Consider the following 10846-nt stretch of genomic DNA (forward strand, 5'->3'; position numbering starts at 1 on the left):
TCGTTGTTCACTGCGTCAGGCAATCTTGAACCGCGCCACCGATTGCAGCAGCTCCTCGGCCATGTGCGAGAGTTCACGCACCTGCTGCGCGGTGGAGCGCGTGCCCTCGCCGGTCTGCTCGGTCACGGCAAAAATGTGCTGGATGTTGTCGGCCACTTCGTTGGCCAGCGTGGCCTCGCGTGAAGTGGAAGAAGAAATCTGCTCAATCAGATCTGCCAGTCGGCGCGACACGCGGTCAATCTCGGACAGCGCCGTGCCGGCACTGTCGGACAGGCGGGCCCCCTCCACCACGCCCTGTGTGGAGCGCTCCATGGCGGCCACGGCATCCTGGGTGTCGGTCTGAATGGCTTTCACGAGCGCAGAGATCTGGCGCGTGGCGTCGGCCGAGCGCTCGGCCAGCCGCTGCACCTCTTCGGCCACCACCGAGAAGCCCCGCCCAGCCTCGCCCGCCGATGCGGCCTGGATGGCGGCGTTCAGCGCAAGCACGTTGGTCTGCTCGGTAATGTCCGAGATCAGCTCGGTGATTTCACCAATCTCCTGCGACGACTCGCCGAGCCGCTTGATGCGCTTGGAGGTGTCCTGGATCTGGTCACGGATGGAGTTCATGCCGCCGATGGCGTTCTGCACCGCCTGCAGACCCGAGTCGGCCGCCTGCAGTGACTGGCGCGCCACCGTGGCGGACTCTTGCGCCTGCGCAGACACCTCGTTGATGCGCGATGCCATGTCGAGCACCGAGCGGCCGGTCTCCCGAATCTCGCGCAGTTGCTCGGTGGACGCAGCCAGCAGTTCGGTCGACGTGCTGTCCACCTGAGCCGTGGTCTGCGCCACCCGCGTGACGGTGGTTTGCACGCTGCCCACGAGCTGGCGCAGCTCTTCCACCGTGTAGTTGACCGAGTCGGCAATGGCACCCGTGATGTCTTCGGTCACGGTCGCCTCCTGCGTCAGGTCGCCCTCGGCCACGGACTGCAACTCGTTCATGAGCCGCAAAATGGCAGCCTGGTTGGCATCGTTGACGCGCTTGGCTTCCTGCTCCTGGCGCTGCGCATCCCGGTGCTGCAACTCTGCCGATTGCTGGCGGCCGCGGCTGTCGAGCAGCTGCACGCGCGAAATGCCGATACCGCACAGCAGAACGAACAGGCCGGCCAGCGTCAGGGCCGCAAACTGCCCGGCACCCATGCCGGTCTGGGCCGAGAGCTTGTTTTGCAGGCCTTCGAGCTGGCGGCGCAGCGGTTCGCTGTCGGCCACGATGGCAGACTGCGCTTCGCGCGCGGACACCAAGCCCTGCAGATTGCCCAGGATGGCGCTGGCTTGGGTGCGCGTCTCCTCGTAGAGCTTCACCAGCGCGTCGAGTTGCTCGCGCGTCTGCGCATCCCTGGTGGGCGCCAGTCGCAGTTCGGCGCTGCCGTCGAGCAGGCCCTGGGCGATTTCCTTGAACGAGTTCAGGTCCTTGCCCAGCAGGAACACGGCCTCGGGGCTCACGCCTTCGGTGGTCTGGAACTCGTTGGCCGACTTGCCAATGCGCTGCGTCAGCATCACCAGTTGGCCGGAAGCCGAAATCTCGGATGCCGGCGCGTTCTGCTGCAGCTTGAGCGAAGACACGGTCTCGGCGATCTCCAGCAGGTCGGACGACTGCCGGTTGATGGTGCGCAGGGCGTCGCCGACCTGCATCAGGATTTTCTGCTGCCCCATGACCACGCTGGCATTGCGCTCTGCGCGCTCCATCAAGGGCTTGATGGACTCCAGGTCCGATTGGAAGGACTCACCCAGGGCCTGAACCCCGAGCTCGGCATCGCCACCTTTGAGCGCACGCACGTTGCGCGCGAGCACCCCCGAGCTTTCCACCACGTCGGGGAACGCCTGGGGACTGCCCACCAAGGCCTGCGACACCGATTTGGCCAGCCGCTGCGACTGCATCAGGGACTGCCCGGTCGCCGCCAACTGCTGCGCTGAGCGGTCCGCCTGCCGCAGCACCCACCCGGCAATCAGGGCCAACAGCACCACGCCAACGGCCAGCAGGATCAGCAAGCGCCGCTGGTGCGCGCTCGCGCTGGCCTGGCCCAGCAGCGGCAGGGAAAGGAGGTCGCTGTCCCCGTCCGTCGCCGCGCCGCCGGACGCACCACCGACGGCCCCCGGGTCACCTTGGACGCTGTGGAGCGCATCCCCCTGGTAGGTGCTGCGCAGCTGCGCCGTGTCCAGCGGCGCATCGCTCAGCAGAGCCTGGTCCATGGCCGAGGCCGTGCCCATGCCAGAGTCCGAGTTCTGCGGCACGCGGTTGAACAGTTTTCCAAATTGTTTGACGACAGACATGGTGCGGCCTTAATAAAGAACTCAAGCGCTGATGCTCAAAAACTCGGGATGTTGAGAGAGAACCTGCAAATTCAGCTCCTGCCAGCGGACACCGCTGGAGTCGAGGTAGGCAGTGCCAAAAAATGCGGGCGCGCCTTCGCCCGGAGGCTCGGACGAGACAAAGGCCTCGGTGCCGCGCAAGCCGGCGAGCCGATCGACCAGCAAGGCGGCGTTGACCTCCAGCGCCGCATTGAAAGCCAGCAGGCTGGCTTCGGCCAAGCCCTGTTCAGAGCGCACCGGCGCAGCACCCAGCAGCCGGGCCAGGTCGACCACCCCGGCCAAGCCGCCACGCAGGTTGGCGACGCCCAAAAACCACTCCTGGGTGTAAGGGACCGGCTGCACCGCAGACCAGGGAAAGATTTCACCCGCATGGCCCAGCGGCAGCAGGTAGAACTGCCCGGCCGACTCGACGGCCAGCCAGGAAGATACTGTCAGGCCCTCAGTTCTGGCGGCCTGCAGGCGGTCGGCAAGGCGTATCTGGAGCGCTCGGAGGGCTTCGCGGTTGGCCATGGCAGGGGCGGGCTGCTCAGCTCAGTGCGTCGATTTTGGCCTGCAGCTCGGCCGCATCCACCGGCTTGGTGATGTAGCCCCGCGCGCCTTGGCGCATGCCCCAAACCCGGTCGGTCTCCTGGTTTTTGCTGGTGCACATGATGATGGGCACATCGGCGTACAAAGGGTCCCGCGTGATGGAGCGGGTGAGCTGAAACCCGTTTTGCCCGGGCATTACCACGTCCATGAGAATCAGGTCGGGCTTTTCTTCTGCCAACCGCTTGAATGCCTCTTCTGCATTTTCAGCGGTGCGCACCTGCATGCCTTTCTTTTGCAGCAAGTCGGTCAAAAACATCAACTCGGTTTTCGAGTCGTCAACGACCAGAACTTTCTGAATGGGCATTACATGGCTCCTTGATTTCGATTACCAAATTGCTGCACAGCCTGCAGCAACTGGTCTTTGGTAAATGGTTTGGTGAGATATTCCTGGCAGCCCACCATGCGTCCGCGTGCCTTATCGAAAACGCCGTCCTTGGACGAAAGCATGACCACCGGGATATCGGCAAAACGCGCATTGCGTTTGATGATGGCGCAGGTCTGGTAGCCATCGAGCTTGGGCATGAGGATGTCGCAAAAGATCAGGTGCGGCTGGTAGTCGTTGACCTTGGCCAAAGCGTCAAATCCGTCGTCGGCCAATAACACCTCGTGGCCGCCCTGCTTGAGAAAAATTTCTGCACTGCGGCGAATGGTATTGCTGTCGTCTACCACGAGAACCTTGAAACATGCACCAGTAGTAGTCAATTATCTGCACTCCGGATGGAAAATAAACAACGCAGGCGAATGCCTGCGCTTCAAATCTCAATCATCTCGAAGTCTTCCTTGCGGGCGCCGCATTCAGGGCAGGTCCAGTTCATGGGCACCTGCTCCCATGGGGTGTTGGGTGCGATGCCGTGCTCGGGAGAACCCGCAGCCTCGTCATAAATCCAACCGCAAATCAAACACATCCAAGTTTTAGAGTCTGTCACAGCTTAAAGGGCCTTCACGTAGAATGCAACGATTGTATCTAGTCATCACTGTCGGCTGCCGTTTCCGCGCCACCCCCAACCCCGGAACTGGTCCATGACACACAGCCCTTCCACCCCCACGAGCGACGCACCGGAAGAGGCGCCCGAAGGCGCCAGCCCGGCCTGCGTGATGGTGTTCAATGCCAGCGACCCGAGCGGCGCCGGCGGCCTGACGGCAGACATTGCCACCATCGCTTCGGTCGGCGGCCACCCGGTCGCCGTGGTGACAGGCGCCTATGTGCGCGACACCAGCGAGATCTTCGACCACTACAGCTTCGACGACGAGGCCGTGACCGACCAGGCGCGCGCCGCGCTGGAAGACCTGCCGGTCCAGGCGATCAAGGTCGGCTTCGTCGGCAGCCCGGAAAACATCAGCGCCATTGCCGAGCTCACCGCCGACTACGCCGACCTGCCGGTGATCAGCTACATGCCCAACCTGTCGTGGTGGCAGGACAGCCTGATCGACCAGTACCTGGACGCCTTTCGCGAACTGATGCTGCCGCAGACCACGGTGTTGGTTGGAAACCACAGTACGCTCTGGCGCTGGCTGCTGCCGGAATGGGGGCGCGAGCACAGCCCGACCGCGCGCGACCTGGCGGCCGCCGCGGCCGAGATGGGCACCCCCTACACCCTGGTGACCGGCATACCGCTGCCCGAGCAGTTCGTCGACAACGTGCTCGCCTCGCCCGAGACCGTGCTCGGCAACGGACGCTTCGAACTTTTCGATGCCACTTTCACCGGCGCCGGCGATACCCTGTCGGCGGCCCTGACCGCGCTGGTCGCGTGCGGCAGCGACCTGGGTGAAGCCTGCAGCGAAGCGCTCGGCTACCTCGACCGCTGCCTCGACAATGGCTTTCGGCCCGGCATGGGCCACATCGTGCCCGACCGCCTGTTCTGGGCCGAGCCCGACGACGACGCCGAAGGCGCCGACGACGCAGCGCCCGGCCAGGACATTGACCTGCCGTCCGTGGACGGCTTTGTACTCCCTCCCCATGACACCAAGCACTGACCGCAACCTCGCCCTCTTCCAACGCGCCCAGTCGCTCATCCCCGGCGGCGTGAACTCGCCCGTGCGCGCCTTCAAGGCCGTCGGCGGCACGCCGCGCTTCATCGAGCGCGCGCAGGGCGCCTACATGTGGGACGCCAACGGCCAGCGCTACATCGACTACATCGGCTCCTGGGGCCCGATGATCCTGGGCCACGGCCACCCGGCCGTGCTCGAAGCGGTGCAAAAGGCCGCGCTCGAAGGCTTCTCGTTCGGCGCGCCGACCGAGCGCGAGGTCGAGCTGGCCGAAGCCATCGTCGCCCTCGTGCCCTCGATCGAGATGGTGCGCCTGGTCAGCTCGGGCACCGAGGCCGGCATGAGCGCGATCCGCCTGGCGCGCGGCGCCACCGGGCGCAAGAAGATCCTCAAGTTCGAGGGCTGCTACCACGGCCACGCCGACGCGCTGCTCGTCAAGGCCGGCTCGGGCCTGGCCACGTTCGGCAACGCGACCAGCGCCGGCGTGCCGGCCGAGGTGGTGCAGGACACGCTGGTGCTCGAATACAACAACGTCGCGCAGCTCGAAGAAGCCTTTGCGCTGTACGGCCCAACAATAGCCTGCGTGATGATCGAGCCGATCGCCGGCAACATGAACTTCGTGCGCGCCAGCGTGCCCTTCGTGAAGCGCTGCCGCGAGCTGTGCACGCAGCACGGCGCGCTGTTCGTGTTCGACGAGGTCATGAACGGCTTCCGCGTGGCGCTCGGCGGCGCGCAAAGCGTCTATGCGCGCGACATTCCCGGCTTCGAGCCCGACATCACGGTCATGGGCAAGGTCATCGGCGGCGGCATGCCACTGGCGGCCTTCGGCGGCAAGCGCGCCGTCATGGAGCAGCTGGCGCCGCTCGGCGCGGTCTACCAGGCCGGCACGCTGTCGGGCAACCCGGTCGCCACGGCCTGCGGGCTGGCGACGCTGCGCGAGATCAGCCGGCCCGGCTTCTTCGAGGCGCTGTCATCCAGCACACGCAGCCTGGTCGACGGCCTCGTGGCCGCCGCCGCGGCCGAGGGCGTGCCGTTCAGTGCCGACTGCGAGGGCGGCATGTTCGGCTTCTTCCTGCTGCCGACGCTGCCGCAGAACTACGCCACCGTGATGCAGAGCGACGGCGCGCGCTTCAACCGGCTGTTCCACGGCCTGCTCGAGCGCGGCATCTACATCGCCCCGGCGCTCTACGAAGCCGGCTTCGTCAGCGCCGCGCACACGCCGGCCGACATTGCCGAGACCGTGGCCATCGCCCAGGACGTGTTCAAGTCGCTCGCAAAATAAGAGCTGCCCGCGCTTGCTGCGCAAGCGCTGGAGGCCAAAACTGCTCCAAACCCCGTCGGCCCGCGCCGGCGGCCTTTTTTTCGCCCTGCCCGCCCATGCTTGCTGCACTGAAGTTCTGTTTTGCCACCCTGGTCCTGGTGCTCAACACCCTGGCCCTGTGCGCCCTGATGGTGCCGTTCGCGCTGGCCAAGCTGCTGCTGCCGTTCACGCCCGTGCGCCGCCTCACCGACCGCGTGCTCAACAAGATCCCCGAGGGCTGGATCGCCATCAACAGCTTCTGGCTGAGCGCCGTCAACCGCGGCCGCTGGCAGGTCTCGGGCCTCGAAGGCCTGCGCCGCGATGGCTGGTACTTGGTGACCTGCAACCACCAAAGCTGGGTCGACATCGTGGTGATCCAGCGCGTATTGAACCAGCGCATCCCCATGCTCAAGTTCTTCCTCAAGCGGGAGTTGATCTATGTGCCCGTGCTCGGCCTGGCCTGGTGGGCGCTCGACTTTCCGTTCATGCGCCGCGGCAGCGGCGGCGGCAGCGCGCGCAAGGACCTGCGCGACGCGCGCCAGGCCTGCGAGAAATTCCGCCTGCTGCCGACCTCGGTGATGAGCTTTGCCGAAGGCACGCGCTTCACCGCCGCCAAGCATGCGCAGCAGGCATCGCCCTACCGGCACCTGCTCCAGCCCAAGGCCGGCGGCATGGCCATGGCGCTGGGCACCATGGGCGAGCTGTTCGACGGCCTGGTCGACGTGACCATCGTCTACCCCGGCAAGGTGCCAACCTTCCTCGACGCGCTGTGCGGACGCCTGGGCGATGTGGAAGTGCTCGTGCGCCAGCAGCCGATTCCCGCCGAGCTGCTCAAAGCCAATGCCAAACAGCGCGCGCTTCTGCAGGCCTGGCTCGACGGCATCTGGCAGGACAAGGACCGGGCCATCGACCGGCTGCTCGCGCAGCACTCCACAACTCCTGAATAGATAGCTGCCTGCGCAGGCCTGTCTTGTGTTTTAGGCACTTTTTACCTCAAACCCCATACGGATTCCGCGCTGGCACCCTGCCCTGCAGCGCAACAAAAAAGCGGCCCCTGGCCGCTTTTTGTTGTGCGGGGCGAAGGCCCCTTCTCCGTATCTCAATGGCGGAAGTGGCGCACGCCGGTGGTGACCATGGCCACGCCGCGCTCGTTGGCGGCGTCGATCACCTCCTGGTCGCGCATCGAGCCGCCGGGCTGGATCACGCAGGTCGCGCCCGCGTCCACCACCACATCGAGGCCGTCGCGGAACGGGAAGAAGGCATCGCTCGCCACCGCCGTGCCCTGCAGCGACAGCTGGGCGTGCTCGGCCTTGATGCTGGCGATGCGCGCCGAGTCGAGGCGGCTCATCTGGCCCGCGCCCACGCCCATGGTCATGCCGTCCTTGCAGAAGACGATGGCGTTGCTCTTGACGTACTGGGCCACCTTCCAGGCGAACAGCAGGTCCTGCAGCTGCGCGGGCGTGGGCTGCACGGTGGTGACGACTTTCAGGTCGGCCAATTGCAGCACGTGGTTGTCGGCCGTCTGCAGCAGCAGGCCCGAGCCCACGCGCTTGGCGTCCATGGCGTTGCGGCCCTGGTCCCAGGCGCTGGCACCGCCGGCCGGCAAGGCGATCTTCATCAGGCGCACGTTGGCCTTGGCCTTGAAGATGTCGAGGGCCTCGGGCGTGAAGTCGGGCGCCATCAGCACTTCGACGAACTGCTTGGACACGGCCTCGGCCGCGGCCCGGTCCACCGGGCGGTTGAACGCGATGATGCCGCCGAAGGCGCTGGTCGGGTCGGTCTGGAAGGCCTTGGCATAGGCCTGGTGCGCATCCTGGCCAACGGCCACGCCGCAGGGGTTGGCGTGCTTGACGATCACGCAGGCGGGCTCGTCGAAGCTTTTCACGCACTCCCAGGCCGCGTCGGCGTCGGCGAGGTTGTTGTACGACAGCTCCTTACCCTGCAACTGCACGCCGGTGACCAGCGAGCCCGGGGCCGGGTACTGATCGCGGTACAGCGCGGCCTGCTGGTGCGCGTTCTCGCCGTAGCGCAGGTCCTGTACCTTGGTAAACATGCCGTTGCTCTGGCCGGGGAACAGGTTGCGCCGGGGCACGTAGGTCTCGGCGAGCTTCTCGGACTCGAAGGTGACGGACGAGAGGTAGTCGCTGATCGCGCCGTCGTACTGGGCGATGCGGTTGAACGCGGCCACCGACAGCGCAAAGCGCAGCTGGTCGGACAGCTTGCCGGTGGCCTGCAGCTCGGCCAGCACGTCGGCGTACTGCGAGGCGTCGGTCAGCACGCCCACGTCCTTCCAGTTCTTGGCGGCGCTGCGCACCATGGCGGGGCCGCCGATGTCGATGTTCTCGATCGCGTCGGCCAGCGTGCAGCCGGCCTTGGCCACCGTGGCTTCGAACGGGTAGAGGTTGACCACCAGCAGGTCGATGGGGGCGATGCCGTGCTCTTGCAGCGCCGCCATGTGCGCGGGCAGGTCGCGGCGCGCCAGCAGGCCGCCGTGCACCATGGGGTGCAGCGTCTTGACGCGGCCGTCGAGCATCTCGGGGAAGCGCGTGACCTCGGCCACCTCGGTGACGGGCAGGCCGGCGTCGGCCAGCAGCTTGGCGGTGCCGCCAGTGGACAGCAGTTGCACGCCCAGCGCATGCAGCTGCTGGGCGAACGCGACGATGCCGGTTTTGTCGGAGACGGAAAGAAGTGCTTTCATGGGGGGTTGCCAGAGTTTGGAATTGGAATGAAATCGGGCTCCAGCACTTATGGGGAAAGCGCTGGCAGCTATGAATAAGTGAGTCTGAAGCCTGGCGTCAGAGCAGCTTGTGCTCGACCAGCTTCTTGCGCAGCGTGTTGCGGTTGAGCCCGAGCCACTGGGCGGCGCGCGACTGGTTGTTGTCGGCGTGGCCCATCACCACTTCGAGCAGCGGTTTTTCGACCAGCCGCACCAGCATGTCGTACATGCCATCGGGCGCCTCGCCGTCCAGGTCGCGAAAGTAGCCTTGCAAGCTCTCGCGCACGCATTCTTCTATGTGTTGTTTGCTCATGCTGCCAATCCCTCGGGTTCTTCATCGATGGCCGCGTGGGCGCTGGCGGCGGGCAGGCGCTCCATCCGGTCGCCCAGGGCGTCCAGATAGGCGGCCACCGCATGCCACTGCGTGTCGCAGTCCTCGATGGTGTTGATGTGTTGTCTGAAGGCTTCGCCGCCCGGCAGTGCGCGCACGTACCAGGCAATGTGCTTGCGCGCCGTGCGCACGCCGGTGAAGGCGCCGTACAGGCTGTAGTGGTCCTGCAGGTGCTCGAGCAGCAGCGCGCGCACCTCGGCCACGCGCGGCGGCGCCAGATGCTCGCCCGTGGCGAGGAAATGGCCGATCTCGCGGAAGATCCAGGGCCGCCCCTGGGCGGCGCGGCCCACCATGAGGGCGTCGGCGCCCGTGGCGGCCAGCACGTCGCGCGCCTTCTCGGGGCTGGTGATGTCGCCATTGGCCACCACCGGAATGGCGACCTGCGCCTTGACGGCGGCGATGGTGTCGTACTCGGCCTGGCCTTTGTAGCCCTGCTCGCGCGTGCGGCCATGCACCGTGAGCATCTGGATGCCCACGCCCTCGAACTGGCGCGCCAGCGCGACGGCGTTCTTGTGCTGCTGGCACCAGCCGGTGCGCATCTTCAGCGTGACGGGCACGCCGTGCGGCGCGCAGGCCTCGACCACGGCGGCGGCGATCTCGACCGCCAGGGCCTCGTTCTGCATCAGCGCCGAGCCGGCCCATTTGTTGCAGACCTTCTTGGCCGGGCAGCCCATGTTGATGTCGATGATCTGCGCACCGCGCGCCACGTTGTAGGCAGCGGCCTCGGCCATCATCTGCGCATCGGTGCCGGCGATCTGCACGGCGATCGGCCCCGGCTCCCCCTCGTGGTTGGCCCGGCGCGAGGTCTTGAGGCTGTTCCACAGGTCCTTGCGCGAGGTCACCATTTCGCTGACCGCATAGCCCGCGCCCAAGGCCCGGCACAGCTGGCGGAACGGGCGGTCCGTCACGCCGGCCATGGGGGCGGCGAACAGCGCGTTCGCCAGGGGAATCGGGCCGATCTGCATGGATGAAAAGGAGTCGGGTGGATTGCTGAAAAAAGAGGCGGCAATTGTACCTGCACAAATTTTAGGCAGCCACAGCACCCCGCAAAAAGGGCCGCGCCCGGGCAAGGCCAGGTCCGCGCTCTGGGACGCGCGCTAAGACGCGCGGTGCAGCGTGTAGTGCCACCACGCCTGGGGCAGGTTGCGAAAGCCGTGGCGCTGCAGCAGGGCGCGCAGCCAGCGCCGGTTGTGCTGCACGTCGGGCGCGAGCGCGGGGTGGTCGGTGTGCGCGGGTGCGCCGAGCCGGCCGAACGGCGTGCCCATGTCCACCTCCTCGCCCTCGGCCAGCGGACCGCGCACGGCGGCGCTGGCGCGCTGGGCGCGCACCACGACGAGCGTCAGGTCGACCGCGGTGCCCGGGGCGGTGTCGCTGCGCTCGGGCAGCGCGTTCGGGAACCCGTCGCACCCCAAGACCTTGAGCGAGAGCCCCTGCGCGCGCAGCTCTTCCTGGGCCGACTGCAGGGCGCGCGCGGCCGGCTCGGTCAGCAGGCACGCCGGCGCTGCGGGGGCGGCGGCCA

The 10846-nt window shown here is 66.6% G+C and carries 12 protein-coding genes; 3 read left to right on the forward strand and 9 right to left on the reverse strand.

All coding sequences use genetic code 11. The features are described 5' to 3' along the window. Window positions 1-15 precede the first annotated feature (15 nt). From B2J89_RS08150 to B2J89_RS08170, 5 genes are read right to left on the reverse strand one after another with little or no spacing between them, the layout of a single operon-like run. Window positions 16-2307 carry a methyl-accepting chemotaxis protein gene (locus B2J89_RS08150; protein WP_169168646.1) on the reverse strand — a complete coding sequence of 764 codons (2292 nt, stop codon included), beginning with the start codon at window positions 2305-2307 and terminating at the stop codon, window positions 16-18. A 21-nt stretch (window positions 2308-2328) separates the two neighbouring features. Next, complete coding sequence (locus B2J89_RS08155) at window positions 2329-2856, reverse strand: chemotaxis protein CheW (RefSeq protein WP_169168647.1); 528 nt, start codon at window positions 2854-2856, stop codon at window positions 2329-2331. A gap of 16 nt (window positions 2857-2872) precedes the next feature. Then, window positions 2873-3238 carry a PleD family two-component system response regulator gene (locus tag B2J89_RS08160; RefSeq protein ID WP_169168648.1) on the reverse strand — a complete coding sequence of 122 codons (366 nt, stop codon included), beginning with the start codon at window positions 3236-3238 and terminating at the stop codon, window positions 2873-2875. After that, a complete protein-coding gene (locus B2J89_RS08165) occupies window positions 3238-3636 on the reverse strand; it encodes a PleD family two-component system response regulator (protein WP_169168649.1) in 399 nt (132 codons plus the stop codon). The genes B2J89_RS08160 and B2J89_RS08165 overlap by 1 nt, the downstream gene beginning before the upstream one ends. A gap of 50 nt (window positions 3637-3686) precedes the next feature. Then, on the reverse strand, window positions 3687-3860 hold the full coding sequence (locus B2J89_RS08170; protein WP_169168650.1) for a rubredoxin: 174 nt from the start codon (window positions 3858-3860) through the stop codon (window positions 3687-3689). A gap of 94 nt (window positions 3861-3954) precedes the next feature. Between B2J89_RS08170 and B2J89_RS08175 the strand changes: the two genes are divergently transcribed. From B2J89_RS08175 to B2J89_RS08185, 3 genes are all read left to right on the forward strand, one after another. Then, complete coding sequence (locus B2J89_RS08175; RefSeq protein WP_169168651.1) at window positions 3955-4908, forward strand: bifunctional hydroxymethylpyrimidine kinase/phosphomethylpyrimidine kinase; 954 nt, start codon at window positions 3955-3957, stop codon at window positions 4906-4908. After that, window positions 4892-6202 (forward strand): glutamate-1-semialdehyde 2,1-aminomutase, encoded by a 1311-nt coding sequence (hemL, locus tag B2J89_RS08180; RefSeq protein WP_169168652.1) that lies wholly within the window; start codon window positions 4892-4894, stop codon window positions 6200-6202. The genes B2J89_RS08175 and hemL overlap by 17 nt, the downstream gene beginning before the upstream one ends. Before the next feature lie 95 nt (window positions 6203-6297). Next, window positions 6298-7167, forward strand: coding sequence for an acyltransferase (locus tag B2J89_RS08185; RefSeq protein WP_169168653.1), 870 nt, complete (start codon window positions 6298-6300; stop codon window positions 7165-7167). 152 nt (window positions 7168-7319) lie between these two features. Here B2J89_RS08185 and purH read toward each other — a convergent pair whose 3' ends face one another. From purH to B2J89_RS08205, 4 genes are all read right to left on the reverse strand, one after another. Beyond that, the gene (purH, locus tag B2J89_RS08190; protein WP_169168654.1) at window positions 7320-8918 is read right to left on the reverse strand and encodes a bifunctional phosphoribosylaminoimidazolecarboxamide formyltransferase/IMP cyclohydrolase; all 1599 of its coding nucleotides are present in this window, start codon (window positions 8916-8918) and stop codon (window positions 7320-7322) included. Between the two features lie 97 nt (window positions 8919-9015). Next, window positions 9016-9249, reverse strand: coding sequence for a Fis family transcriptional regulator (locus B2J89_RS08195; RefSeq protein WP_169168655.1), 234 nt, complete (start codon window positions 9247-9249; stop codon window positions 9016-9018). After that, window positions 9246-10292: a tRNA dihydrouridine synthase DusB gene (dusB, locus tag B2J89_RS08200; protein WP_169168656.1), complete on the reverse strand. Its 1047-nt coding sequence runs from the start codon at window positions 10290-10292 to the stop codon at window positions 9246-9248. The genes B2J89_RS08195 and dusB overlap by 4 nt, the downstream gene beginning before the upstream one ends. Before the next feature lie 132 nt (window positions 10293-10424). Continuing rightward, a partial coding sequence (locus B2J89_RS08205; protein WP_305792653.1) for a M15 family metallopeptidase occupies window positions 10425-10846 on the reverse strand: 422 nt, incomplete at its 5' end.

The organism is Acidovorax sp. SRB_24, from assembly GCF_012931925.1.

Bases quoted from the DNA above. Each gene is read 5' to 3' on its own strand.
- B2J89_RS08150 (WP_169168646.1), bottom strand. From the start codon at position 2,307: ATGTCTGTCGTCAAACAATTTGGAAAACTGTTCAACCGCGTGCCGCAG.
- B2J89_RS08155 (WP_169168647.1), bottom strand. From the start codon at position 2,856: ATGGCCAACCGCGAAGCCCTCCGAGCGCTCCAGATACGCCTTGCCGAC.
- B2J89_RS08160 (WP_169168648.1), bottom strand. From the start codon at position 3,238: ATGCCCATTCAGAAAGTTCTGGTCGTTGACGACTCGAAAACCGAGTTG.
- B2J89_RS08175 (WP_169168651.1), top strand. From the start codon at position 3,955: ATGACACACAGCCCTTCCACCCCCACGAGCGACGCACCGGAAGAGGCG.
- hemL (WP_169168652.1), top strand. From the start codon at position 4,892: ATGACACCAAGCACTGACCGCAACCTCGCCCTCTTCCAACGCGCCCAG.
- B2J89_RS08185 (WP_169168653.1), top strand. From the start codon at position 6,298: ATGCTTGCTGCACTGAAGTTCTGTTTTGCCACCCTGGTCCTGGTGCTC.
- purH (WP_169168654.1), bottom strand. From the start codon at position 8,918: ATGAAAGCACTTCTTTCCGTCTCCGACAAAACCGGCATCGTCGCGTTC.
- B2J89_RS08195 (WP_169168655.1), bottom strand. From the start codon at position 9,249: ATGAGCAAACAACACATAGAAGAATGCGTGCGCGAGAGCTTGCAAGGC.
- dusB (WP_169168656.1), bottom strand. From the start codon at position 10,292: ATGCAGATCGGCCCGATTCCCCTGGCGAACGCGCTGTTCGCCGCCCCC.